The organism is Kocuria sp. UCD-OTCP, from assembly GCF_000349605.1.
Classification (GTDB): Bacteria; Actinomycetota; Actinomycetes; order Actinomycetales; family Micrococcaceae; genus Kocuria; species Kocuria rosea.
Genome location: NZ_AOSQ01000017.1, coordinates 1 through 25,827, shown reverse-complemented (window position 1 = coordinate 25,827; position 25,827 = coordinate 1). Strand labels below are relative to the sequence as shown.

Annotated in this window: 19 protein-coding genes and 1 pseudogene; 15 read left to right on the top strand and 5 right to left on the bottom strand. The window is 73.0% G+C overall.

What is annotated here, in order from left to right; all coding sequences use genetic code 11:
- The first annotated feature begins 136 nt into the window (after positions 1-136).
- On the top strand, positions 137-1,207 hold the full coding sequence (gene pheS / locus H488_RS25045) for a phenylalanine--tRNA ligase subunit alpha (protein ID WP_017832886.1): 1,071 nt from the start codon (positions 137-139) through the stop codon (positions 1,205-1,207).
- Positions 1,208-1,210: 3 nt separating this feature from the next.
- Entirely contained in the window at positions 1,211-3,763 is a 2,553-nt protein-coding gene (gene pheT / locus H488_RS25040; protein WP_031282706.1) for a phenylalanine--tRNA ligase subunit beta, read from the top strand.
- 791 nt (positions 3,764-4,554) lie between these two features.
- On the opposite strand, the pseudogene H488_RS36520 reads toward pheT, so the two are convergent.
- The 3 genes and pseudogenes from H488_RS36520 to H488_RS25025 form a co-directional block, all read right to left on the bottom strand.
- A pseudogene (locus H488_RS36520) lies at positions 4,555-4,641 on the bottom strand (transcriptional regulator NrdR); the annotation flags it as partial.
- Between the two features lie 43 nt (positions 4,642-4,684).
- Positions 4,685-6,052, bottom strand: coding sequence for a M1 family metallopeptidase (locus tag H488_RS25030; protein WP_126346404.1), 1,368 nt, complete (start codon positions 6,050-6,052; stop codon positions 4,685-4,687).
- Positions 6,049-7,017 carry a quinone oxidoreductase family protein gene (locus H488_RS25025; RefSeq protein WP_031282703.1) on the bottom strand — a complete coding sequence of 323 codons (969 nt, stop codon included), beginning with the start codon at positions 7,015-7,017 and terminating at the stop codon, positions 6,049-6,051. The genes H488_RS25030 and H488_RS25025 overlap by 4 nt, the downstream gene beginning before the upstream one ends.
- A 333-nt stretch (positions 7,018-7,350) precedes the next feature.
- Here H488_RS25025 and argC point away from each other — a divergent pair, with 333 nt between their 5' ends.
- Genes argC through H488_RS24995 form a run of 6 tightly spaced genes read left to right on the top strand, consistent with a single transcriptional unit; the run spans position 7,351 to position 13,365 of the window.
- Entirely contained in the window at positions 7,351-8,400 is a 1,050-nt protein-coding gene (gene argC / locus H488_RS25020; RefSeq protein WP_031282701.1) for an N-acetyl-gamma-glutamyl-phosphate reductase, read from the top strand.
- Positions 8,397-9,611 (top strand): bifunctional glutamate N-acetyltransferase/amino-acid acetyltransferase ArgJ, encoded by a 1,215-nt coding sequence (gene argJ, locus H488_RS25015; protein ID WP_017832880.1) that lies wholly within the window; start codon positions 8,397-8,399, stop codon positions 9,609-9,611. Before argC ends, argJ begins: the two co-directional genes overlap by 4 nt.
- A gap of 46 nt (positions 9,612-9,657) precedes the next feature.
- A complete protein-coding gene (gene argB / locus H488_RS25010; RefSeq protein ID WP_017832879.1) occupies positions 9,658-10,587 on the top strand; it encodes an acetylglutamate kinase in 930 nt (309 codons plus the stop codon).
- Positions 10,584-11,897 (top strand): acetylornithine transaminase, encoded by a 1,314-nt coding sequence (locus H488_RS25005; protein ID WP_017832878.1) that lies wholly within the window; start codon positions 10,584-10,586, stop codon positions 11,895-11,897. The genes argB and H488_RS25005 overlap by 4 nt, the downstream gene beginning before the upstream one ends.
- 8 nt (positions 11,898-11,905) lie before the next feature.
- Positions 11,906-12,874, top strand: a complete 969-nt coding sequence (gene argF, locus H488_RS25000; RefSeq protein ID WP_017832877.1) for an ornithine carbamoyltransferase — start codon at positions 11,906-11,908, stop codon at positions 12,872-12,874.
- Positions 12,871-13,365 (top strand): arginine repressor, encoded by a 495-nt coding sequence (locus H488_RS24995; RefSeq protein WP_017832876.1) that lies wholly within the window; start codon positions 12,871-12,873, stop codon positions 13,363-13,365. The genes argF and H488_RS24995 overlap by 4 nt, the downstream gene beginning before the upstream one ends.
- Positions 13,366-13,405: 40 nt before the next feature.
- Here the strand turns inward: H488_RS24995 and H488_RS24990 are convergent, their stop codons facing one another.
- A complete protein-coding gene (locus H488_RS24990; protein ID WP_017832875.1) occupies positions 13,406-13,849 on the bottom strand; it encodes an ankyrin repeat domain-containing protein in 444 nt (147 codons plus the stop codon).
- 194 nt (positions 13,850-14,043) lie between these two features.
- On the opposite strand from H488_RS24990, the gene H488_RS24985 reads away from it, so the two are divergent.
- On the top strand, positions 14,044-15,564 hold the full coding sequence (locus H488_RS24985; protein ID WP_017832874.1) for a long-chain-fatty-acid--CoA ligase: 1,521 nt from the start codon (positions 14,044-14,046) through the stop codon (positions 15,562-15,564).
- Positions 15,565-15,672: 108 nt separating this feature from the next.
- Here H488_RS24985 and H488_RS24980 read toward each other — a convergent pair whose 3' ends face one another.
- Entirely contained in the window at positions 15,673-17,349 is a 1,677-nt protein-coding gene (locus H488_RS24980) for a catalase (RefSeq protein WP_017832873.1), read from the bottom strand.
- Positions 17,350-17,661: 312 nt separating this feature from the next.
- Here H488_RS24980 and H488_RS24975 point away from each other — a divergent pair, with 312 nt between their 5' ends.
- The 6 genes from H488_RS24975 (at position 17,662) to tyrS (ending at position 25,455) form a co-directional block, all read left to right on the top strand.
- Positions 17,662-18,873, top strand: a complete 1,212-nt coding sequence (locus H488_RS24975) for an argininosuccinate synthase (RefSeq protein ID WP_031282696.1) — start codon at positions 17,662-17,664, stop codon at positions 18,871-18,873.
- A 140-nt stretch (positions 18,874-19,013) separates the two neighbouring features.
- Positions 19,014-20,462 (top strand): argininosuccinate lyase, encoded by a 1,449-nt coding sequence (gene argH, locus H488_RS24970; RefSeq protein ID WP_017832871.1) that lies wholly within the window; start codon positions 19,014-19,016, stop codon positions 20,460-20,462.
- Positions 20,459-21,139: a DNA-3-methyladenine glycosylase gene (locus H488_RS24965; RefSeq protein ID WP_031282695.1), complete on the top strand. Its 681-nt coding sequence runs from the start codon at positions 20,459-20,461 to the stop codon at positions 21,137-21,139. The genes argH and H488_RS24965 overlap by 4 nt, the downstream gene beginning before the upstream one ends.
- A gap of 54 nt (positions 21,140-21,193) precedes the next feature.
- Entirely contained in the window at positions 21,194-21,700 is a 507-nt protein-coding gene (locus H488_RS24960) for an adenine phosphoribosyltransferase (RefSeq protein ID WP_017832869.1), read from the top strand.
- Between the two features lie 118 nt (positions 21,701-21,818).
- On the top strand, positions 21,819-24,077 hold the full coding sequence (locus tag H488_RS24955) for a HelD family protein (RefSeq protein ID WP_017832868.1): 2,259 nt from the start codon (positions 21,819-21,821) through the stop codon (positions 24,075-24,077).
- 67 nt (positions 24,078-24,144) lie between these two features.
- Positions 24,145-25,455, top strand: a complete 1,311-nt coding sequence (gene tyrS, locus H488_RS24950; RefSeq protein ID WP_017832867.1) for a tyrosine--tRNA ligase — start codon at positions 24,145-24,147, stop codon at positions 25,453-25,455.
- Positions 25,456-25,827: the final 372 nt, after the last annotated feature.

The following is a 25,827-nucleotide window of genomic DNA, read 5'->3' as shown; positions in this document are numbered from 1 at the left end:
CCCTGCGGCCCGTGCCATAGACTGGAACACGCCCGCGATCCGTGCCGATCCGGGCTTTCCCGTGCTCCATGTCCCACGGACCGTGGGACGGCGTGCGCGGACGACCCCGTCCCCGAGCCGAAGAAGTCGCCAGCTGATGTCTGAACTGCCACCCGAGACCGCCCCGAGCGGCGCGGTCGACCCGACCGACGAGGCCGCGGTCGCCGCGGCCGTGGAGGCGGCCCTGGCCGCCGTCGGAAACGCCCAGGACCTCGACGAGCTCAAGGAGGTCCGGCTCGCCCACGCGGGGGACCGCTCCCCGCTGGCGCTGGCCAACCGGCAGATCGGTTCCCTGGACAAGTCGCAGAAGTCCGCGGCCGGCAAGCTGGTCGGCCAGGCCCGCGGCCGCGTCAACCAGGCGGTCGCCGCCCGCACCACGGTGCTGGAGGAGGAGCGGGACGCCCGGATCCTCGTCGAGGAGGCCGTGGACGTCACCGCCGCCGGCCGGCGCCGGCGCCTGGGCGGGCGGCACCCGCTGACCCACCTCATGGAGCGCGTCGGCGAGACGTTCGTGGCCATGGGCTGGGAGGTCGCCGACGGCCCCGAGGTCGAGTCCGAGTGGTACAACTTCGACTCCCTCAACTTCAAGCCCGACCACCCCGCCCGGGAGCTGCAGGACACCTTCTTCGTGGACCCGCCCGAGGCGCACCTCGTGCTGCGCACGCACACCTCGCCGGTGCAGATGCGCACGCTGCTCAGCCGCGAGCTGCCGGTCTACGTCGTCGTCCCGGGGCGCACCTACCGCACCGACGAGCTCGACGCCACGCACACCCCGGTCTTCCACCAGGTCGAGGGTCTGGCCGTGGACAAGGGGCTGTCGATGGCCGACCTCAAGGGCACGCTCGAGCACTTCGCCCGGCAGATGTTCGGCCCGGAGGCGAAGATCCGGCTGCGGCCCAACTACTTCCCCTTCACCGAGCCGTCCGCCGAGCTGGACGTGTGGCACCCGAACGCCAAGGGCGGGCCGCAGTGGATCGAGTGGGGCGGCTGCGGCATGGTCCACCCGAACGTGCTGCGCGCGGCCGGCATCGACCCCGAGGTGTACTCGGGCTTCGCGTTCGGCATGGGCATCGAGCGGACCCTGATGTTCCGCAACAACGTCCCCGACATGCGCGACATGGTCGAGGGCGACGTCCGCTTCAGCGAGCACTTCGGGATGGAGATCTAAGACATGCGAGTTCCTTTGTCATGGCTGCGCGAGCATGCCCCCGTCCCGGCGGACGCGACCGCCGAGGACGTCCTGGCCGCCCTGGTGACGGTGGGCCTCGAGGAGGAGGACGTGCACCGTCCCGCGGACCACCTGAAGGGCCCGGTCGTGGTCGGCCAGGTGCTGTCCAAGGAGCCGGAGACCCACTCCAACGGCAAGACCGTCAACTGGTGCACCGTCCGCGTGGTCCCCGAGGGCCAGGAGCAGACCCTGACCGGCGAGGGCATCGACCCCTCCGGCGTGCAGGGCGTGATCTGCGGGGCCCACAACTTCGAGGTCGGGGACAAGGTCGTCGTGACCCTGCCCGGCGCCGTCCTGCCCGGGGACTTCAGGATCTCGGCGCGCAGGACCTACGGCCACACCTCCGCCGGGATGATCGCCTCCGTCCGGGAGCTCGGCATCGGCGAGGACCACGACGGCATCCTGGTGCTCTCGACCCTCGGCCTGGACCCGGAGCTCGGCACGGACGCCCTCGAGCTGCTCGGCCTCCACGACGAGGCCGCCGAGATCAACGTGACCCCGGACCGCGGCTACGCGTTCTCGATCCGCGGCGTGGCCCGCGAGTACTGCCACGCCGTGCACGAGCCCTTCACCGACCCGACCGGGACCGTGGCGCCCCGGGTGCCCGCCCCCACCGCGGACGGCTTCCCCGTGGCCGTCGAGGACGACGCCCCGATCCACGGCAACCCCGGGTGCACCCGCTTCGTCGCCCGCACGGTGACCGGCATCGACGCGAGCGCCCCCACACCCCCGTGGATGTCGGCGCGGCTGCGCCTGGCGGGGATCCGCTCGATCTCCCTGCCGGTGGACGTCTCCAACTACGTGATGCTCGAGCTCGGCCAGCCGCTGCACTTCTACGACCTCGGGACGCTGACCGGCGGCATCGGGGTCCGCCGGGCGGCGCCGGGCGAGACCCTGACCACCCTGGACGGCAAGCGGCGCACCCTGGACCCCGAGGACCTGCTCATCACCGACGGGTCCGGGCCCATCGGCCTGGCCGGGGTCATGGGCGGGGCGGCCACCGAGGTCTCGGACGCCACCGTCGACGTCCTCGTGGAGGCGGCCCGCTTCGACGAGGTCTCGATCGCCCGCACCACCCGCCGGCACCGGCTGCCCTCCGAGGCGTCCAAGCGCTTCGAGCGCGGCGTGGACCCGCAGATCGCCCCGGTGGCCGCCCAGCGCGCCGTGGAGCTGCTCGTGGAGCTGGCCGGCGGCACGGCCGGGCCCGGGGTCACCGACGTGGACGCCACCACCGCCCCCGCGCCCATCGAGCTGCCCTGGGACCACCCGAGCCGCCGCACGGGCGTGGAGTACACGGCGGAGCAGGTCGTCGCGACCCTCACCGAGCTCGGCGCGCAGGTCGAGGCCACCGACGACGGATGGCGCGTCGTGCCCCCGTCGTGGCGGCCCGACCTGGTCGAGAAGGAGGACCTGGTCGAGGAGATCGCCCGCCTCGTGGGCTACGACGCGATCCCCTCGCGGCTGCCCGTGGCGCCCCCCGGGCGCGGCCTGACCGCTGAGCAACAGGCCCGCAAGCGGGTGGCCGACGCGCTCGCGGCCGCCGGGCTGACCGAGGTGCTCGCCTACCCGTTCGTCGCGCAGGCGGACAACGAGCTGTGGGGTGCCCCCGAGCCCGGGGTGCCCGTGCCGTCGGTGAAGCTGGCCAACCCGATCAGCGAGGCCCAGGGGATGCTGCGCGTGTCCCTGCTCCCGGGCCTGCTCGAGGTGCTGCGGCGCAACACCTCCCGCGGCTTCCGCGACCTGGCGCTCTACGAGGTCGGGCGTGTCTTCCGCCCCGGTGAGCAGCTCGGCAGCGCGAGCATCCCGCCGCTGGGGGCGCGCCCGGACCCGGCGGTGCTCGAGGAGCTCGAGGCCGGCCTGCCCGCCCAGCCGCGCCACCTCGCCGCGGTCCTCGCCGGCAAGGACGCGGCCGAGGGGCCGTGGACCGCGCCGCGCGCGTTCGACTGGCAGGACGCCCTCGACGCCGCCCGGCTGGCCGCCGAGGTGCTGGGGGTCGAGCTGACCGTCCGCCAGGGCACCCACCAGGCGTTCCACCCGGGCCGCACCGCGGTGCTCGCCACCGCCGACGGCACCCCGCTGGGCTACGCGGGCGAGCTGCACCCGCAGCTCGTCGCCGCGCAGGACCTCCCCGAGCGGACCGTGGCGATGGAGCTGAACCTCAGCTCGCTCACCGCGGCCGAGTCCGGGGTCGTCCAGGCGCGCCCGATCTCCGGCTACCCGGCCGCCACGCAGGACGTCGCGCTCGTGGTGGACGCTTCCGTGCCGGCCGCCGAGCTGCGGGCCGCGCTCGAGGAGGGCGCCGGGGAGCTGCTTGAGGACGTCCGCGTCTTCGACGTCTACCAGGGACCCGGCATCGAGGAGGGCCGGAAGTCGGTCGCCTTCGCGCTGCGCTTCCGGGCCCCGGACCGCACGCTGACCGCGGACGAGGCCTCCGCCGCCCGCGAGGCGGCCGTCGCCGTCGCCGCCGAGCGCCACGGCGCCGTGCTCCGCGGCTGAGCGGTCCCGCCCGGACGGCCCGCCCCCTCCGGGGAGCGGGCCGTCCGTCGTCCCCGCCCCGCCCGGGCGGTAACACTCGCGAACGCCAGGGAGTGCGCCGTCGACTTCGGTACTGTGGCACCGGGTCCCCGGCCGCGACCCCGGCGTTCGCGACCGACCCCCCCTTCCCCGACCCCGTTCCAGGAGCGCAGCATGACCGAGGAGACCACCGACCGCCAGGAGCCGTTCTTCGCCTTCGACGACGAGCAGGACGTGCAGGACGGGCGCGCCCGCCGGTCGATCGCCTGGAAGCCGACGGCCGTGGGCCTGCTGGGGCTGCTCCTGGGCCTGGTCCTCGCGGTGAGCGCGGCCCTCGCCTGGGACGACTCCCGCAGGCTGGCCGGCTACGCGGACCGGTCGTGGGTGATCTCCGGGCAGTACCAGGACCTCACCAACGATCTGCAGACCAAGACCTGGAACCCCATCTACCGCGGGGTGCTGCCCGCGGACGAGGCGGTCACCGAGCAGCCCTTCGACTCGGGCCTCGCCGACCCGCGCGTCCCGGAGGCGGGGGAGGAGATCGTCTTCCGCGGCACGCAGACGGGCTCCGGCGAGGACGACTTCCACCAGGAGGCCGACGCGCTGCTCGCCGTCGAGGACGGCACCCTCCAGGTGGTCGAGACCGCCGAGGCGGGCGAGTTCGGGGACGGCGTCACCGCGGGCACCATCGCGTGGCAGCGCGTCCAGGCGGCCCTGCTGCTGCTCGCCGGTCTCGCCGCGGCCGGGGGCGGGGTCTTTTTCGAAGCCATTTTCGCGAGCCCCACCTCGTGCGCCTCGATCTCCGCGGCGCCCAGCGCCCGGATCGTCTCCTCGACCTCCTGGGCGAGCATCGCGAGGTCGNGCGGGGGCCCGTTCCCGTCGGTGCCGGGGGGCCGGCGCGGGTCAGGGCAGGGCGGGCAGCTCCCGGCGGAGCAGCCACGTGTCGAGCAGGCCGTCGACCTCCGCCCACCGGTCCCGGGGCACGAAGCCCCGCAGGTGCTCCCGGAAGCCCGCCGTGCTCACCCACCCGTCCCGGTTGGCGGTGGCCCAGCCGCGCAGCAGCGTGCGGAAGGCGTCCTCGCCCACGGTCTCCCGGATCGCGTGGACGGTGAGGGCGCCCCGGACGTACACCACGTCGTCGAAGAGCCGCACCTGCCCGGGGTCCCCGATGACGAGGTCCTGGCGCATCTTGGACAGGGTCCGGTGGGCCTTCTCCGCGTGCCAGCGGGCCGGCCGGTCGCCGGAGGCCTCGGACCAGATCCACTCCGCGTAGGACGCGAACCCCTCGTTGAGCCAGATGTCCTGCCACGCGGAGAGGACCAGGCTGTTGCCGAACCACTGGTGGGCCAGCTCGTGCGCCACGAGCCGCTGCTCCTCCCAGTCCGTGCCCAGCTGGTTCTTGCCGAACACGGAGCACGCGTAGCACTCGAACGGGTCCTCCAGCGACTCGTCGACGACCACCACGGTGTAGCTCGGGAAGGGGTAGGGGCCGAACCAGTCGTTGAACACCTCGATCATCCGGCCCTGCTCCGCGAAGGTCTTCTCCGCCTTCTTGCGCCGCTTCCTGGAGCACACCAGGTACTGGGGGACGCGCGAGCCCGAGAGCTCGTGCCGCTCGTACGGGCCGATCTGCACGGTGGCCAGGTAGGGCGGCAGCGGCACCCGGGACGTGTACACCCAGTGGCGCTCGCCGTCGCGCTCCACCACGGACTCCAGCTCGCCGTGGACCACCACCTCGTAGTCGGCGTCCGCGTGCACGGCGACCCGGTAGGTGGCCTTGTGGGAGGGGTGGTCCACGCACGGGAACCAGGTGGACGAACCGGTGGGCTGCCCGGCGACGAGCACGCCGTCGTCGAGCTCGGCCCAGCCGATCTCGCCCCAGGGCCCGTCCAGGGACTCGGGGTACCCCTCGTAGGCCACGGTGAGCGTGAACGCCTCCCCGGCGGCGACGACGCGCGGCAGGGTCAGCACGAGGCGGCTCCCGCGGTGGTCGGCGCGGACGCGGCGGCCGCCGAGCAGACCGCCGAGTCCGCCGGTGCCGAACCTGACGTCGGTCACGGCGAGCTCGGTGAGGTCCAGCTCGATCCGGTCCGTGTCGTGCAGCGCGCGGCAGGACAGGATGGCGCGCGCCTCGAGGCCGTTGTCCTCGACGTCGTAGTCGAGGTCCAGGTCGTAGTGCTCCACGGTGGCCGCGCAGCACCCCACGAACGGCGTGTAGGGGTCCCGTGCGCCGTCGGCGCCGAGGAAGCGGTGCATCGGTGCGGCGCTCACGGGACCAGCAGCAGCTTGCCCTGGGCGGCGCGGGACTGGAGCAGCTCGTGGGCCTGCCGTGCCCGGTCGAGCGGGAACGTCTCGGCGACGCGGAGGGTCAGCGACCCGTCGAGCACCGCGTCGAACAGCTCGCCCGCGCGCCAGTTGCGCTCCTTCTCGTCGAGCAGGTAGTCGTTGAGGGTGGGGCGGGTGAGGAACAGGGAGCCGTGCTGGGCGAGCCGCTGCGGGTCGAGCGGGGGCACCTGGCCGGAGGAGCCGCCGAAGAGCACCAGCATCCCGCGCCGGCGCAGCGCCCGGAGCGACTCGTCGAAGGTGTCCTTGCCCACCGAGTCGTAGACGACGTCGGCGCCGCGGCCGCCGGTGACCTCCCGGACGTGCTCGGCGAAGCCCTCGTAGCCCACCAGGGCGAAGTCGGCCCCCAGGGAGCGCGCGGTCTCCGCCTTGGCCTGCGTGCCCACCAGGGCGACCACCGTGGCCCCGAGCGACTTCAGCAGCTGCACGGCGAGACCTCCGACCCCGCCCGCGCCCGCGGTGACGACGGCGACGTCGCCCTCCTGGACCGGGTACGTCGAGCGGACCAGGTAGTGCGCGGTGAGACCCTGCAGCGGGACGGCCGCGGCGACCTCGTCGGACACGCCGGAGGGCACGCGCAGGGCCTTGTCGGCGTCCACGAGGAAGGCGTCGGCGTAGGTCCGGGACGCCTGCGAGGTGGTGATCCGGTCGCCCAGGGCGAAGTGGCGCACCTCGGAGCCCACGCCCGTCACCACGCCCATGCCCTCGGAGCCCGGGGTGAAGGGGTGCTCCACGGGATAGACGCCCTCGCGCTGGTACACCTCGATGAAGTTCACCCCCGCCGCGCGGGTCTCGACGAGCAGCTGATGCGGGCCGGGTTCGAGGTCCGGACGCTCGCCGAGGGTCAGGACCTCGGGGCCTCCGGCTCGCTCGACCATGACGCAACGGACCATGACGGGTACCTCCTGGAGATCGCGGACGGGAACCCTGCCATGGTAGGCACGGAGTCCCGCCGCGCCCTCCCCGCAGGGGTCGCCCAGGGGTAGCGTGTGCACAAGAGGGGGCACGGGAAAGCCTCCGTAATCATCGAGATTTGCAGACGGGAAGCGTAGATTCGGGGGCAGAGCCGTTCCCGGGGGGAGCGCGAGAGCGGCCGTGGTCGATCCGAGTGGGGGGATCCTGACGTGCTCCGACGAGGCGCACCCGCGCCCCGCTCCGCCGGTCCTCCCCCCGTAGCGTGCATAAATATTGAAGGCCATGCATAACTTTGAGCTAGAGTGGGTTCTATGACGTTCAGCGCAGCAGTGTCGGGGGCATCCGGCTACGCCGGTGGCGAGGTCCTGAGGATCCTCGCCGGTCACCCGCAGATCGAGATCGGGGCCGTGGGGGCCCATTCCAACGCGGGCCAGCGGCTGGGGGAGCTGCAGCCGCACCTGCACTCCCTCGCCGACCGGGTGCTCGTCGACACCACGGTGGAGAACCTCGCCGGCCACGACGTCGTCTTCCTCGCCCTGCCGCACGGCGCCTCGGCCGCGATCGCCGCGCAGCTGCCGGCGGAGACCGTGGTGATCGACGCCGGCGCCGACCACCGGCTCGACTCCGCCGAGGAGTGGGACCAGTTCTACGGGTCCCCGCACGCCGGGACCTGGCCGTACGGGCTGCCGGAGCTCGTCGTGGACGCCGAGGGCACCCGCCAGCGCGAGCAGCTCCGCGGCGCCACCCGCATCGCGGTGCCGGGGTGCTACCCGACCAGTGCCCTGCTCGCCCTGGGCCCCGGCTTCGCGGCCGGTCTCCTGGAGCCGGAGGACGTCGTGATCGTCGCGGCCTCGGGCACCTCCGGCGCCGGCAAGGCCGTCAAGGCGCACCTGCTGGGCTCGGAGGTCATGGGCTCGATGAGCCCGTACGGGGTGGGCGGCGCCCACCGGCACACCCCCGAGATCGAGCAGGGCCTCTCGAAGGCCGCCGGGCGCCGCGTGCGGATCTCCTTCACCCCGACGCTCGCCCCCATGCCGCGGGGCATCCTCACCACCGCCACCGCGCGGGTCCCCGAGGGCGTGACCGCCGCGCAGCTGCGGGAGGCCTGGGAGACCGCCTACGCGGCCGAGCCGTTCGTCACCGTCCTGCCCGAGGGGCGGTGGCCCTCGACGAAGTCGGTGGCCGGCTCCAACCACGCCCAGCTCCAGCTCGCCCACGACGCCCGGGCGGGGCGGGTCATCGTCACGTGCGTGATCGACAACCTCGTCAAGGGCACCGCCGGCGGTGCCGTCCAGTCCATGAACCTCGCCCTCGGCCTGCCGGAGGACACCGGCCTGACACTCCAAGGAGTCGCACCGTGAGAACGTACCCCTCCCAGCAGCCCGCCGGCACCCTGCAGGTCGACACCGCCCGCGGCGTGGCCGCCGCCCAGGGCTTCCGCGCCGCCGGCACCGAGGCCGGCTTCAAGGACTCCGGCGGACCGGACCTCGCCCTCGTCGTCAACGACGGGCCCCAGCACCACGTGGGGGCCGTGTACACGACCAACCGGATCACCGCCGCGCCCGTCCAGTGGTCCAAGGCCGCGACCGCGGACGGCCGGGCCGCCGCCGTGGTCCTCAACTCCGGCGGCGCCAACGCCTGCACCGGACCGCAGGGCTTCCAGGCCTCCCACCGGACCGCCGAGCTCGTCGGCGAGGCGCTCGGGGTCGGGGCCGGGGACGTGGTGGTGTGCTCCACCGGGCTGATCGGCATCCAGCTGCCCATGGACGTCATGGAGCGCGGCCTCCCCGGGGTCGTCGAGGCCCTCGGGGACGACGACGCCGCCGGGGCCGCCGCGGCCCGGGCCATCATGACCACCGACTCCGTCTCCAAGCAGGCCGCCTACGTCCGCGACGGGTGGACGGTCGGCGGCATGGCCAAGGGCGCGGGCATGCTCGCCCCGGGGCTGGCCACGATGCTCGTGGTGCTCACGACCGACGCGGAGCTCTCCTCCGACGCCCTGCAGTGGGCGCTCGAGGACGCGGTGAAGGTCACGTTCAACCGCACCGACTCCGACGGCTGCATGTCCACCAACGACACCGTGGTGCTGCTCGGCTCGGGCGCCTCCGGGATCACGCCGGACGAGTTCGAGTTCAGCCAGGCCGTGACCGCGGTGTGCCACTCGCTGGCCCAGCAGCTCATCACGGACGCCGAGGGCGCGTCCCACGACATCGAGATCACCACCGTCAACGCCGCGACCGAGCGGCAGGCGGAGGACGTGAGCCGCTCCGTGGCCCGCTCCAACCTCTTCAAGGCCGCGATCTACGGCAACGACCCCAACTGGGGCCGCGTCCTGTCCGCGGTCGGCACCACCGACGCCGCGTTCGACCCCGACCGGCTCGACGTCGCCATCAACGGTGTCGTGGTCTGCCGCAACGGCATGATCGGGGACCCGCGCGAGGGCGTGGACCTGGCCGCCGACCGCAGGGTCACCGTCCTGGTCGACCTCAAGGCCGGGGACGCCGACGCCACCGTCTGGACCAACGACCTGACCCACGACTACGTCGAGGAGAACAGCGCCTACTCCAGCTGACCAGCCCGCCCACCAGCACAGCACCGACCCACGGCGCAGGAGAACCATGACCGACCCGAGTGACCCGACCCGCTACGAGACCGCCCAGCTGAAGGCGGGCACCCTGATGGAGGCCCTGCCCTGGATCCAGCGCTACTCCGGGTCCGTGATGGTCTTCAAGTACGGCGGCAACGCCATGGTGTCCGAGCCGCTGCGGCAGGCCTTCGCGGAGGACATGGTGTTCCTGCGCCACGTCGGGATCAAGCCGGTCGTGGTGCACGGCGGAGGGCCCCAGATCAACCGCATGCTGGAGCGGCTGGGCATCGAGTCCGAGTTCCGCGGCGGGCTGCGCGTCACCTCCAAGGAGGCCGTGGACGCCATACGCATGGTGCTGACCGGGCAGGTCCAGCGGGAGCTCGTCTCCCTGCTCAACGCCACCGGCCCGTACGCCGTCGGGCTCTCGGGGGAGGACGCCGAGCTGTTCCGCGCGGTCCGCCGGGGCACCGTGGTGGACGGCGAGGAGGTGGACCTCGGCCACGTGGGCGAGGTCGTCGGCGTCAACCCCGAGCCCGTCACCCAGCTCCTCGAGGCCGGGCGGATCCCCGTCATCTCCTCCGTGGCGCCGGAGGTCGACGCGCACGGCCGCCCCACGGGGGAGATCCTCAACGTCAACGCGGACACCGCCGCCGCCGCCGTGGCGGTGGCCCTGCGCGCCGAGAAGTTCGTGGCCCTCACCGACGTCGAGGGGCTCTACGCGAACTGGCCCGACAAGGGCTCCCTGATCGCGTCCCTCTCCGCCTCGGAGCTGCGCGCGATGCTCCCGAGCCTGCAGGCCGGGATGATCCCCAAGATGGAGGCGGCCCTGCGGGCCGTGGAGGGCGGGGCGCGCCGGGCGTCCATCGTCGACGGGCGCAGCCCGCACACGTGCCTGCTCGAGATCTTCACCGACACCGGCATCGGTACCCAGCTCGTCCCCGACCACGGAGCATCGTCATGACCGCCCAGCACACCGCCTCCCGCTACTCGGCCCAGACCGCCCTGCTCGGCGAGTACGCCGACTCGCTGCTCGGCGTCTTCGGCAGCCCGTCCCTCGTGCTCACCCACGGCAAGGGCGCCGTGGTCACCGACGCCGACGGCCGGGACTACCTCGACCTGCTCGCGGGCATCGCCGTCAACGCCCTCGGCCACGCCCACCCGCGCTGGGTGGAGATCGTCTCCCGCCAGCTCGCCACCCTCGGGCACGTCTCCAACTTCTTCACCTCCCCCCAGCAGATCGCCCTCGCCGGGAAGCTGCTGTCCCTGGCCGGCGCGCCCGCGGGCTCCCACGTCTTCTTCGCGAACTCCGGCACCGAGGCCAACGAGGCCGCGTTCAAGCTCGCCCGCCGCCACGGCCACGAGCACCCCGGCCCGGACGGCCGGCCCCGCGGCACCGTCCTCGCCCTCGAGTCCGCCTTCCACGGCCGCACCATGGGCGCCCTCGCCCTGACCGCCAAGGAGGCCTACCGGGCGCCCTTCGAGCCCCTCCCGGGCGGGGTCCGGCACATCCCGGCGACCGTCGAGGCCCTCGAGGAGCACCTCGACGGGACGGTCGCGGCGCTGATCGTGGAACCCGTGCAGGGCGAGGCCGGCGTGCGCGAGCTGCCCGAGGGCTACCTCCGGGCCGCCCGGGAACTGACCCGCCGGCACGGTGCGCTGCTGGTCGTGGACGAGGTGCAGACCGGGATGGGCCGCACCGGCCGCTGGTTCGCCTCCTCCGCCGAGCTCACCGGCGACGACCTGCCGGACGCGATCACCCTGGCCAAGGGCCTCGGCGGCGGCTTCCCGATCGGCGCGATGCTGACCGTCGGCCCGGAGGTCTCCGCGCTGCTCGGGGCCGGCCAGCACGGCACCACGTTCGGCGGCAACCCGCCGGCCACCGCCGCGGGCCTCGCCACCGTCACCGTCATCGAGGAGGACGGCCTGCTGGAGCACGCGCGCACCGTGGGCGCCGTGCTCGGCGAGGGGCTGCGCGCGGTCCCCGGGATCGGCGACGTGCGCCAGCACGGACTGCTGATCGGCGCCGACCTCGAGGTCCCCGAGGGGGCCACCGCCCCGTTCGGCCCCGCCGTGGTCGAGGCCGCCCGGGACGCCGGATTCATCGTCAACGCGACCGGCCCCGGGACCCTGCGCCTGGCCCCGCCCCTGATCCTGACCCCCGAGCAGGCGCGCACCTTCCTCGAGGCGCTCCCCGAGATCCTGCGCACCGCCGCCGCCGCGGTCACGGCCCCCGCCGCGACCTCGCCCGACTCCCCGCCGAAAGAAGCATGAACCCGTCCATGACCCCCCGCCACTTCCTCGTCGACACCGACCTCTCCCAGCAGGAGCAGACCGAGGTGCTCGAGCTCGCCGCCCGCCTCAAGGCCGACCGCTGGGCCCACCGGCCCTACGCGGGGCCCCAGACCGTGGCCGTGATCTTCGACAAGACGTCGACCCGCACCCGGGTCTCCTTCTCCGCCGGGATCGCCGATCTCGGCGGCAACCCGCTGATGATCAACCCGGGCGAGTCGCAGCTGGGCAAGGAGAGCGTGGCCGACACCGCGCGCGTCTTCTCCCGCATGGCCTCGACCATCGTGTGGCGCACCTACGCCCAGTCCGGGCTGGAGGAGATGGCCGCGGCCGCCACCGTGCCCGTCGTCAACGGGCTCTCCGACGACTACCACCCCTGCCAGATCCTCGCGGACCTGCTCACCGTCCGGGAGCACCGGGGCGGTCTCGCCGGGCTCACCTTCGCCTACCTCGGGGACGCCGCCAACAACATGGCCCACTCCTACCTGCTGGGCGGGGCCACCGCCGGCATGCACGTGCGCGTGGCCGGCCCGGCGAGCCACCTCCCGGACCCGGCGGTGGTGCGGGCCGCCGAGGAGCGCGCGGAGCAGACGGGAGGGTCCGTGCGCGTGACCACCGACCCGGCCGAGGCGCTCGCCGGGGCGGACGTGGTCTGCACCGACACCTGGGTGTCCATGGGCCAGGAGGCGGAGACCGAGGCGCGGGCGGAGGTCTTCCGGGCGTACTCCGTGGACGCCGCGGCGATGGCCCAGGCCGCGCCCGGGGCGCTGTTCCTGCACTGCCTGCCCGCCTTCCGCGGCTCCGAGGTCGCGGCCGAGGTCATCGACGGCCCGCAGTCCGTGGTGTGGGACGAGGCGGAGAACCGCCTGCACGCCCAGAAGGCCCTGCTCGTCTGGCTCATGGCGCGCTCCGGGCGCTACGACCTGGGTGCCGCCGACGCCTCCGCCGTCCCCGCATGAGCATCCCCGCCACCAAGACCGCCCGGCAGGCCCGGATCGTGGCCCTCGTGACCGGAGGGGCGATCCACTCGCAGGCCGAGCTGGCCGCCCGGCTGGCCGAGGACGGCGTGCAGGTCACCCAGGCCACGCTCTCCCGCGACCTCGTGGAGCTCGGGGCCGTCCGGGTGCGCGAGGGCTCCGGCGCCCTCGTCTACGCCGTCCCGCAGGCCGGGGCCGACCGCTCGCCCGCCTCCGGGATCACCCAGGAGGTGCTCGACGCGCGCCTGGCCAGCCTGTGCCGCGAGCTGCTGGTCACCGCCGAGGCGAGCGCGAACCTCGTGGTCCTGCGGACCCCGCCGGGGGCCGCCCAGTACTTCGCCTCCGCCATCGACACGTCCGTGCTCCCCGCCGTCCTCGGCACCATCGCCGGCGACGACACCATCATGGTGGTGTGCCGGGCGGCGGACGGCGGCCACGCCGTGGCCCGCCGCTTCCTGGAGCTCGCCGAGTAGAGGTCCCGGCGCCGCCCCGTGCCGGCCGTGCGCCGCGCGCTCAGCGGGCCGCGTACTCCTCCAGGACGGGGACGAGCTCCGTGCGCTCGAAGACCCGGGCGAAGTCCAGGGCGGAGTGGGCGCCGGCCGTCTGCGAGGCCCCGGCCGCGAGCAGCGTCCGCACGATCGTCTCGTTGCCCCGGAAGACCGCGCTCATCAGCGCCGTCTGACCGTTGTCGTTGACCCGGTCCGGGTCCGCCCCGGCCTCGAGCAGCGCCGCGACGGTCTCCTCGCGCTGGTGGTAGGCCGCGAGGACCAGCAGGGTGTCGCCCTTGCCGTTGGTGAGGTTCACCGGGACGCCGGCGCGCACGGCCGGCAGGAGGTTCTCCGTGTCCCCCGTCCGGGCCATCTCGAACAGGGAGAGCACGTACGCCATCTCCTCCTCGGTCAGCTGGGGGGCCGCCGGGTCCTGCGGCTGGTCGGTCGGCTGGGGGTTCTCGGTCACGGGTGGTCCTTCGAGGTCGGTCGGATGCAGCTCCTGCCGGCCAGTTTATCGGGGGTGGGGACCGCGACACGCGCCACCCCCAAGTACCCGGGTCTTGACGTTGCAGTAACCGACTGGCACGCTCGTGTGACACAGCTCACCTCGTGCCCGTTCCTCGCGCCGGTGCCCGTGCACCGGGGATCCGGAGTTCCCCCATGACGAATCTCGCCACCCTGCTCACCGACACGGCCGCGGCCTCCCCGGAGTCCCGGGCGGTGGTCCTCGACGACAAGGTCCTGACCTACGGGGCCCTCGACGACCTGTCCGCGCGGGTCGCGTCGGTGCTCGCCGCGGCCGGCGTCGGACAGGGCGACCGGGTGGCCCTGATCCTGCCCAACGTCCCCCACATGCCGATCGCCTACTACGGGATCCTGCGCGCGGGCGGGGTGGTCGTGCCCCTCAACCCCCTCCTCAGCCCCCGGGAGCTGGCGTACCACTTCGACAACGCCGAGGTGTCCCTGGTGCTCGTCTGGGAGGCGATGGCCGAGGCGACCCGCGCCGCGGTCGCGGACCTGGACCGGGACGTCCGGGTGGTCGAGGTCTCGGCCGCCGGCACGCTGCAGGCGCTCGCGGACGTCCCGCCGCGGCCCGGGGTCGCCGAGCGCGACGACGACGAGCCCGCCGTCCTGCTCTACACCTCCGGGACCACGGGCCGGCCCAAGGGCGCCGTCCTGACGCACCACAACCTCCGGGCCAACGCGGCGCTGTCCGCGGGCCTCTTCGACCTGGCGCCCGGGGACGTCATGTTCGGGGCCCTGCCGTTCTTCCACGTCTTCGGCCAGACCGTGGCGCTCAACGGCGTCGTCCACGCGGGGGCGACCGTCACGCTGCTGCCGCGCTTCGACCCGGCCAAGGCGCTGGAGATCCTGGCCCGGGACGAGGTCACGGTCTTCGCCGGGGTGCCGAGCATGTACGTGGCGCTGCTCGCCGCCGCGGACGGCGGGACGGTCGAGCTGCCGCACCTGCGGGCCGGGGTCTCGGGCGGGTCCCCGCTGCCGGTCGAGGTCCTGGAGCGCTTCGAGGAGGTCTTCGGCGCCCCCATCTACGAGGGCTACGGCCTGTCCGAGACCTCCCCGGTGGTGTGCTTCAACCAGAAGGACCGGGGACGCCGCCCGGGCTCGATCGGCACGGTGGTGCGGGGCGCGCAGCTGAAGGTCGTGGACGACCTCGGCGCGGAGGTCCCCGTCGGGGAGATCGGCGAGCTCGTGGTGGCCGGGGAGTACGTGATGGCCGGCTACTGGCGCAACCCCGAGGCCACCGAGGCCGCGATCCGTGACGGCTGGTTCGCCACGGGGGACCTCGCCCGGGTGGACGAGGACGGCTTCTACTACATCGTGGACCGCAAGAAGGACATGGTCCTGCGCGGCGGCTACAACGTCTACCCCCGCGAGGTCGAGGAAGTGATCTACCAGTTCCCCGGCATCGCCGAGGCCGCGGTGGTCGGGGTGCCGGACGAGGCGATGGGCGAGGAGGTCGCCGCCGTCGTCGCCTTCCGCGACGTGCCCGAGGCGGAGCGGGACGCGAAGGTCGACGAGCTGGACGCCTTCGTCCGCGAGCGCGTGGCCAAGTACAAGCACCCGCGCTACTACAAGGTGGTCGACGAGCTGCCGAAGGGCCCGACCGGCAAGATCCTCAAGCGCTCCCTCGACCTCGCGGGCGCCGGGCACCGCGGCTGAGCCCGCACACGGAAGGGGCCGGCCGCTGGACGCGGCCGGCCCCTCCTGCTCGATGGGTCCGCACGGACACCGGGGGAGGCGCCCCGGACGGGGCGCCTCCCGGATGGGTCAGCTGGACATCATCGCGGGGCTCGCCTGCTGGGGCTCGCGCTCCACGGCCACGTGCTCGTTGGGCACGCAGTGGGTCATGGTGAGACCCGCCACGCTGCGCGGGCCGTTGTTGCCGAGGTTGGCCACGCGCTGCAGCTCCTCCTCGGAGAGACGCTGGGTGGCCAGGGGGCCCAGGTCCTTGACGTCCTCGAGGGAGACGCCGATGCCGTCGCCCACGCGGCGGCCCATCTCGTCCTCGACCATGTAGAAGTGCCAGACCATGCGCTCCTGGATCGGGCGGTCGCACTGGGAGAGCGCGCCGACCAGGTTGTCGATGAGCTCCTCCTTCTCCCACTCCTCCTGGAGCTGGAAGCGCTCGCCGGCCTGCTTGTAGTCGTTGGTCCGCTCGATCCGGGCGCGGGTCAGGCGCGCGCTGATCTCCGGGCCGACCTCGGGCTGGTACCCCTCGGGCTTCGGAGTCTCCTGCACGCCTCCGATGATGGACGGCTCGTAGTTCACGTGCGGGTTCTGGCCCGGGGCGTGGTCCACGGCGTAGGCCATCTGGCCGTCGCGCTGGTTGGTGGCCACCGGCGCCTTCGGCGCGTTGACCGGCAGCTGCAGGTAGTTCGGGCCCACGCGGTAGCGCTGGGTGTCCGAGTAGGAGAAGGTGCGGCCCACGAGCATCTTGTCGTCGGAGAACTCCAGGCCGTCCACCAGCACGCCGGTGCCGAAGGCGATCTGCTCGTTCTCCGCGAAGAAGTTCTGCGGGTTGCGGTTCAGCACCATGCGCCCGACCGGCTTCGGCGGGAACAGCTCCTCCGGCCACACCTTGGTGTCGTCCAGCGGGTCGAAGTCCAGCTCGGGGTGGTCGTGGTCCTCCATGACCTGGACCTGCAGCTCCCACTCGGGGTAGTCGCCGGCCTCGATCGCGTCGTAGAGGTCCTTGGTGTGCGAGCCGAGGGTCTGGGCCTGGATGTTCGCGGCGTCGGCCGAGGTGAGGGACTTCACGCCCTGCTTCGGGATCCAGTGGTACTTCACCAGGAGGGACTCGCCGGCGGCGTTGACCCACTTGTAGGTGTTCACGCCGAAGCCCTGCTGGTGGCGGTAGTCCGCCGGGATCCCGCGCGGGGAGAACAGGATCGTGATCATGTGCATCGCCTCGGGCGACTGGCTGAAGAAGTCGAAGGCGCGGTTGGCCACGCCGGCCTCGAAGTTCACGGGGTCCGGCTTCTGGGAGTGGATGAAGTCGGGGAACTTGATGGCGTCCCGGATGAAGAACACGCCCAGGTTGTTGCCGACGAGGTCCCAGTTGCCCTCCTCCGTGTACATCTTCACGGCGAAGCCGCGCGGGTCGCGGGCCACCTCGGAGGAGTCCCGGCCGCCGGCCACGGTGGAGAACCGCACGGCCACGTCGGTGCGCTTGCCGGCCTCGGCGAAGACCTTGGCGCGGGTGAACTTCGCGATGGGCTCGTCGCCGTAGGCGCCGTAGGCCTCGAAGTAGCCGAAGGCGGTGGTGCCGCGGGCGTGCACCACGCGCTCGGGGATGCGCTCGCGGTCGAAGTGGCTCATCTTCTCGAGGAACGCGTAGTTCTCGAGGGTCGCGGGCCCGCGCGAGCCGATGGTGCGGGTGTTCTGGTTGTCGTGGACCGGGTGGCCCTGACGCGTGGTGAGGGTCTGCTCGGGAACGTTCGTCATGGGGTTCCTCTCGGGGTAGGGACCGGGTGTGCAGGACGGCCGGGGCGCGTGGCCCCCGCCGTGGTGGGGTGCGGTCGGTCGGTCTGGATCACACCCGGTCCCCAGTATGTCGGAAGGGCCGGGCTATTGCTAGCTATTCATAATTGCGGAGTGGCGCACGGCACCTCCGCAGGTCGGAGGGCGGGCGCGGCCCGGCGGGGGAGTGCGCGGGACGGTCCGCAGAGTATGCATAAATACAAGTCGACGTGTATAGTCATGCACAGAAGGCGGGGCCACGCCGTGGCGCCCGAACCACCGACGAAGGAGAACACCGTGACCGAGCGTGTTGTGCTGGCCTACTCCGGGGGTCTCGACACCTCCGTGGCCATCGGCTGGATCGGCGAGGCGACGGGGGCCGAGGTCATCGCCGTCGCCGTCGACGTGGGGCAGGGCGGCGAGGACCTCGAGACCATCCGCCGGCGCGCCCTCGACTGCGGGGCCGTCGAGGCCTACGTGGCCGACGCCCGCGACGAGTTCGCCGCGGAGTACTGCATGCCGGCGCTGCAGGCGAACGCCCTCTACATGGACGCCTACCCCGTGGTCTCCGCGCTGTCCCGCCCGGTCATCGTCAAGCACCTCGTGGCCGCCGCCAAGCGCTTCGGCGCCTCCACCGTGGCCCACGGCTGCACGGGCAAGGGCAACGACCAGGTCCGCTTCGAGGTGGGCATCCAGACGCTGGGCCCCGAGCTCAAGTGCATCGCCCCGGTCCGCGACCTCGCCCTCACCCGCGACAAGGCCATCAACTACGCCGAGAAGCACCACCTGCCGATCGCCACGACCAAGAAGAACCCCTTCTCGATCGACCAGAACGTCTGGGGCCGCGCCGTGGAGACCGGGTTCCTCGAGGACATCTGGAACGCCCCCACCAAGGACGTCTACGACTACACGGACGACCCCACGTTCCCGCCGCCGGCCGACGAGGTCGTGATCAGCTTCAAGGGCGGCATCCCCGTGGCCCTCGACGGCCAGCCCGTCAGCCCGCTGCAGGCAATCCAGGAGATGAACCGCCGCGCCGGCGCCCAGGGCGTGGGCCGGATCGACATCGTCGAGGACCGGCTCGTGGGCATCAAGTCCCGCGAGGTCTACGAGGCCCCCGGCGCCATGGCCCTGATCGCCGCGCACCGTGAGCTGGAGAACGTGACGGTCGAGCGCGAGCAGGCCCGCTTCAAGCGGATGGCCACCCAGCGCTGGACCGAGCTCGTCTACGACGGCCAGTGGTTCTCCCCGCTCAAGCAGTCCCTCGACGCGTTCATCCAGGACACCCAGAAGTACGTGGACGGCGACATCCGGATGACCCTGCACGCCGGCCAGGCCACGGTCACCGGCCGCCGCTCGAACACCTCCCTGTACGACTTCAACCTCGCCACCTACGACGAGGGCGACGCGTTCGACCAGTCCCAGGCCCGCGGGTTCATCGAGCTGTTCGGCATGTCCTCGAAGGTCGCGGCGTCCCGCGAGCAGCGGATCGCGGCCGAGGGCAAGTAGCCCCCGAGCACGTAGGCTCGTCCCCAGCAGGAACGGGCACGACGACGGAGGGCCCCATCCCGGCGGTGGGGCCCTCCGCCCACGCCCGGCCGACCCGACCCCCGGCGGCCCCGGCCCCGGCGGAACCCACGAGGAGAGACATGGCGCAGCAGGACAAGCACGGCACCAACGAGGGCGCGCTCTGGGGCGGGCGCTTCGCCGGGGGACCGGCCGACGCCCTCGCGGCGCTGAGCCGGTCGACGCACTTCGACTGGCGCCTGGCCCCCTACGACATCGCGGGCTCCCGGGCCCACGCCCGGGTCCTGCGCACCGCGGGGCTGCTGACCGACGACGAGCTCGGGGGCATGCTCGACGCCCTCGACCGGCTCGAGGCCGACGTCCGCTCCGGGGCCTACGCGCCCGCCCCCTCCGACGAGGACGTCCACGGCTCCCTCGAGAAGGGCCTCATCGAGCGGGCCGGGCCCGAGCTCGGCGGCAAGCTGCGCGCCGGCCGGTCCCGCAACGACCAGATCGCCACCCTCGGGCGGATGTACCTGCGCGACCACGCCGCGATCATCGCCCGCAACGTGCTCGACGTCGTGCAGGCCCTCCTGGACCAGGCGAAGGCCCACCCGGAGGCCCCGATGCCCGGGCGCACCCACCTCCAGCACGCCCAGCCGGTGCTCCTGTCCCACCACCTGCTCGCCCACGCGTGGGCGATGCTGCGGGACGTGCAGCGCCTCGTGGACTGGGACGCCCGCGCCGCGGTCTCCCCGTACGGCTCGGGGGCGCTCGCCGGGTCCTCGCTCGGACTGGACCCGGGGGCCGTCGCCGCCGAGCTGGGCTTCGACTCCGCCGTGCACAACTCCATCGACGGCACCGCGGCCCGGGACGTCTACGCCGAGTTCTCCTGGGTCACCGCGATGATCGCCGTGGACATGTCCCGGATCTCCGAGGAGATCACCACATGGGCCACCAAGGAGTTCTCCTTCGTCACCCTCGACGACGCCTTCTCCACCGGGTCCTCGATCATGCCGCAGAAGAAGAACCCGGACATCGCGGAGCTCGCCCGCGGCAAGGCCGGCCGGCTCATCGGCGACCTCACAGGGCTGCTGGCCACGCTCAAGGGCCTGCCGCTGGCCTACAACCGGGACCTCCAGGAGGACAAGGAGCCCGTCTTCGACGCGATCGACCAGCTCGAGGTGCTGCTGCCCGCGGTCGCGGGGATGATCGCCACCCTCGACTTCAACACCGGGCGGATGGCCGAGCTCGCCCCGCAGGGCTTCGCCCTCGCCACGGACGTGGCCGAGTGGCTCGTGCGCCAGGGCGTGCCCTTCCGGGACGCGCACGAGGTCGCCGGGGACGCGGTGCGCGTCTGCGAGCAGCGCGGGATCGAGCTGTGGGACCTCTCCGACGAGGACTTCGCCGCCATCTCAGACCGGCTCACCCCCGGCGTGCGCGAGGTGCTCACCGTGGCGGGTTCGCTGGCCTCGCGCAGCGCCCAGGGCGGCACGGCGCCGTCGGCCGTGGCCGCGCAGATCGGCGAGCTCGAGCGCCAGGTGGCCGAGGCCGCGGAGTTCTCGCGGCGGGCGCCGATCGTCGCAGGATGAGCGTGAACGGGCCCGTCACCGGGCCGGCGCTGCTCGAGCTGCTGTCCCGGCCGGCTCCCGAGGTGGCCCCCCGGCTGCTCGGGAGCCTGTTCGGCCACCGGACCGCCGAGGGCTCCGTGGTCCTGCGGATCACGGAGGTCGAGGCCTACGGCGGGCCGGACGGCTCCGACCTGCCGGACCCGGGGGCGCACACGTGGCGCGGGCGGACGGCGCGCAACGCCTCGATGTTCGGTCCGCCGGGCCACGTCTACGTGTACTTCACCTACGGCATGCACCACGCCGTGAACCTGGTCTGCCGCCCCGAGGGCACCGCCGGCGGGTGCCTGCTCCGCGCGGGCGAGGTCGTCGAGGGCGTGCCGCTGGCCCGCGCCCGCCGGGCCGCCGGACGCTCCGGCCCGGTGCCCGACGCCGCGCTGGCACGTGGCCCCGGCAACCTCGCCAAGGCCCTGGGCATCGACCTGACCCACGACGGCGCACCGCTCACCGCGGGGGACGCCGCGGCGCCGGGCTTCTTCCTGCGGCTGCCCGGCCCCGGGGACGCCCCCGCCGCCGGCCGCGGGCCCCGCACGGGGGTGTCCGGACCCGGCGGGACCCCCGAGTTCCCCTGGCGCTGGTGGCTGCCCGGCGAGGCCTCCGTGTCCCCGTACCGCGCCGCGGTCCCGCGCCGGCGCCGCTGAGTCCGCGGGACCCGGACGGATAGCATGAGCGGTGTGACTGAATCCGTTGAGCAGATGATCGAGCGCCTGTGCGTGAAGATCCCCGACTACCCGGAGCCGGGGGTCCTCTTCCGCGACCTGACACCCCTGTTCGCGGACGGTCCCGGCTTCCGGCGGACCGTCGACGCCCTGGCCGACGCCTTCCGCGGCCAGTTCGACCACGTGGCCGGCGTCGAGGCCCGGGGCTTCCTCATGGCGGGGGCCGTGGCCTACGCGACGGGCGTGGGCCTCATCCCGGTGCGCAAGGCCGGGAAGCTCCCCCGGGAGACCTTCCGCGAGGAGTACGTCCTGGAGTACGGCTCGGCGGTGCTGGAGATCCACACCGACGACGTCCCGCGCGGGGCCCGCGTGCTCGTGCTCGACGACATCCTCGCGACCGGCGGCACCCTCGGGGCCACGGCGCAGCTGCTGCACCGGGCCGGGCTGCACGTCGCCGGGTTCGGGCTGATCATGGAGCTCACCGACCTGCGGGGCCGCAGCCAGCTCGGCGGCCACCGGGTGCGGGCACTGTACCGGGTCTGACCAGGGGCGAAGCACCCCGGCGAAGCACTGTGACGCACCGCGCCGCCGGATCGCCGTCGGAACGCCCGCGGACCGGTAGAATCGATGGTCTGTTCGATCCGGAACGAGGTGTCCACCCATGGCAGAGACCGTCGCCACGATGGCGGCCGAGCAACTTGCTGTCGAACGCGCGTACGTCGCGATGCTCTACGACCGGCTCGACGAGCTGCGGGCCGAGAAGACCGCCGAGCTCGCGGCCGTGCGCCGCAGCGAGTCCTTCGGCAACCACCAGAACCGCGCTGAGCGTGACGCGTTCGCCTCCCACTACGAGGACCGGCTCGCCCAGCTCGAGGCCGTGGACCACCGGCTCGTCTTCGGCCGCCTGGACGGCCAGGACGGCGACCGCCGCTACGTCGGGCGCATCGGCCTGGCCACCGCGGACCACCAGCGGCTCATGGTGGACTGGCGCGCCCGCGAGGCCGCGGCCTTCTACCAGGCCACCGCGCAGAACCCCATGGGCATCCGGCGCCGCCGCCACCTCATCCTGGAGGGCCGCGACGTCGCCGCCCTCGAGGACGACGTCCTCGACCCGGACATGCTCGAGGACGAGGGCGTGCTCCACGGCGAGGGCGCTCTGCTCGCGGCGCTGAACCAGAAGCGCACCGGACGGATGTCGGACATCGTCGCGACCATCCAGGCCGAGCAGGACAAGATCATCCGCGCCCCGCTGCCCGGCGTCCGCGTGGTGCAGGGCGGGCCCGGCACCGGCAAGACCGCCGTGGCGCTGCACCGGGCGGCGTACCTGCTCTACGAGCACCGGGAGCGGCTGCGCAAGGCGGGAGTGCTGATCGTCGGCCCGTCGTCGTCGTTCATGTGGTACATCGAACGGGTGCTGCCGGCGCTCGGGGAGACCGGCGTCGTGATGTCCTCCCTCTCCGAGCTGTTCCCCGGCGTGGCGGCCGTCCCCGAGCGCGACCCCCGGACCGCCCGGCTCAAGTCCGGCCTCGACATGGCCGAGGTCGTGGCCCGCGCCGTGCGGGACCGGCAGAAGGTCCCGGCGGCGGACCAGGTCCTGTGCGTCGACTCCCACCGCGTGACGCTGACCCCGCGCACCGTCAAGCGTGCCAGGGACAAGGCCCGTGCCACGGGGAAGCCGCACAACGAGGCGCGCAACACGTTCGTGAAGATCGCCCTGCGCGAGCTCACCGAGCAGCTCGGCGAGCACCTCAACACCACCAGCGGCAACGTCATGGACCGCTCCTACCTCGCGGAGGACATCCGGCAGTCCCGGGACGTGCGGATCGCGCTCAACCTCGCGTGGATGCCGCTGTCGCCCCAGACCCTCGTCGCGCAGCTGTTCAGCAAGCGGCACTACCTCGAGTCCGCAGCCCCGCACCTGAGCGCCGCCCAGGTCGAGGCCCTGCTGCGCCCGGCCGACGCCCCCTTCACCGTGGCCGACGTGCCGCTGCTGGACGAGGCCGCCGAGCTGCTGGGCGACCTCGACGAGGCCGGGGTGCGCCGGCGGGCCGAGGCGGACCGGGAGCACCGCAAGGCCACGGACAACGCCGAGCACGCGCTGGCGAACATGCACCAGAGCCTCGAGGACGTCGGCGCGGACGGCATCGTGACCGCGGCCCAGCTCACGGACTTCAACGCGGTCACCCAGCACCGGATGACCGCCGCCGAGGCCGCGACCGCGGACCGCACGTGGGCCTACGGGCACGTCGTGGTCGACGAGGCACAGGAGCTCTCGCCGATGCAGTGGCGCGTGCTCATGCGCCGGTGCCCCATGAAGTCGTTCACCGTGGTCGGCGACATCGCCCAGGCCGGCTCGGCCACCGCCGCCCGCAGCTGGCAGGACGCCCTCGAGCCCTTCGTGGGGGAGCGGTTCGTCCTCGACGAGCTCACGGTCAACTACCGCACCCCCGCCGAGATCGCCGAGGCCGCGGTCGACGTCGCCCGGGCCGCCGGCCTGGACATCTCCGCCCCGCGGGCCGTCCGCGAGGGCGAGCCGCCGATCGTGCAGCGGGTCGGCGCCGCGGACGTGGTCGAGGGCGTCCTCGAGCAGGTGCGCACCGAGCTCGACCTGGTCAGCGGCGGGCTCGTGGCCGTGGTCGTGCCCGAGGACCGCGTGCAGGAGATCGGCACGGCCCTCGCCGGGGCCCTGCCCGGGCTCGTGGGTGCCGGGGTCCGCCGGCTGGACCGGCAGGTCGTGGTCCTCTCCGCGTGGGACGCCAAGGGACTGGAGTTCGACTCGGTGGTGGTCGTCGAGCCGCAGGCGCTCGTCGAGGAGGTCGGCGGCGGGGTCGGCAACCTGTACGTGGCCATGACCCGGCCCACCCAGCGGCTGCGCGTCGTCGCCGCCCGGCCGCTGCCGGCCGGCCTCGACCGGTTCTGACCCCGGGCCGCAGGGGACACCAGGACGCGGAGGGGAACCCCCTCCGCGTCCTGGTACCTTGGAAGCCGTGTCGAACGCAATAGACCTGGACCTCCAGCACAACGATCCGTCCTTCGCCAACGTGTGGCAGGAGCTGCAGTGGCGCGGCCTCGTGCACGTGTCGACCGACGAGGCGGCCCTCGAGCGGTCGCTCGCCGAGGAGAAGGTCACCTATTACTGCGGCTTCGACCCCACCGCGGCGTCCCTGCACCTCGGGCACCTGGTGCAGCTGCTGCTGATGCGCCGGCTCCAGCTCGCCGGTCACCACCCGATCGGGCTCGTGGGCGGGTCCACCGGTCTGATCGGGGACCCGCGGCAGAGCTCCGAGCGGGTCCTGAACTCCCGGGAGACCGTCGCGCAGTGGGTGGACCTGCTGCGCGCCCAGGTCGAGCGCTTCCTCTCCTTCGAGGGCGAGAACCGGGCCGTCATGGTCAACAACCTGGACTGGACCTCCCAGCTCTCCGCCATCGACTTCCTCCGCGACATCGGCAAGCACTTCCGGGTCGGCACGATGATCAAGAAGGACATCGTGGCCAAGCGGCTCAACTCGGAGGAGGGCATCTCCTACACCGAGTTCAGCTACCAGATCCTGCAGGGACTGGACTACCTGAACCTCTACCGCGACCACGGGTGCACCCTGCAGACCGGGGGCTCCGACCAGTGGGGGAACCTAACCTCCGGGACCGACCTGATCCGCAAGGTCGAGGGCGTGTCCGTGCACGCCGTCGGCACCCCGCTGATCACCAACTCGGACGGCACGAAGTTCGGCAAGTCCGAGGGCAACGCGGTGTGGCTGGACCCGGAGCTCACCTCGCCCTACGCCTTCTACCAGTTCTGGCTCAACACGGCCGACGCGGACGTGGTCGACCGGCTCAAGGTCTTCACCTTCAAGACCCGGGCCGAGATCGAGGAGCTGGCGCGCTCCGTCGAGGAGGAGCCCTACAAGAGGCAGGCCCAGAAGGTCCTCGCCTGGGAGGTCAACTCGCTGGTGCACGGGGAGGCGGCGACCGAGAAGGCGATCGCGGCCTCGGCCGCCGTCTTCGGACGCGGCGAGCTCACGGAGCTCGACGCCGAGACCCTGGACTCGGTCGCCCGGGAGCTGCCCGGCGCGAGCGTGTCCGCCGGAGCGCTGCAGGTCGCCGACCTCCTCGTGGCCACCGGGCTGTCCGAGTCGAAGTCCGCCGCGCGCCGAACCCTCAAGGAGGGCGGGGCGTACGTCAACAACGAGAAGGTCGTCGGTGAGGACGCCGAGCTCGGGCCCGACCAGCTCCTGCACGGCCGATGGGCGCTGCTGCGCCGCGGCAAGAAGCACCTCGCCGCCGTCACCGTGGAGGCCTGATCCGGGCCCGATCCGCCCACCACCCCCGTCCGGGAGCCGAGCTTGCAGGCCCCTGGGCGGGGGTGTAGTGTTCATCGAGTCGTCAGGCAGGGCCGAGAGGCCGGCGGGCGACGACACCGCAAAGAGCAGCAGGACCGAGAGGTGCTGCCTAGTTCATGCGGGAGCGACCGTTCAGGTCGGTCCGAACCCGGAACAACGCAAGTTGACACGCCGAGAACGGACTGCGTAGGATGGTCGAGCTGCCTGAGGCGGGGAACGAAGTTCCAACGCGGAGGGCACCGAAAATTCCAACACGGTTTCCGGGTGTGGTGCCTGGTTGCTGGTCTGTTGTTTGAGAACTCAATAGTGTGCCATGTTTGTTGATACCGGATG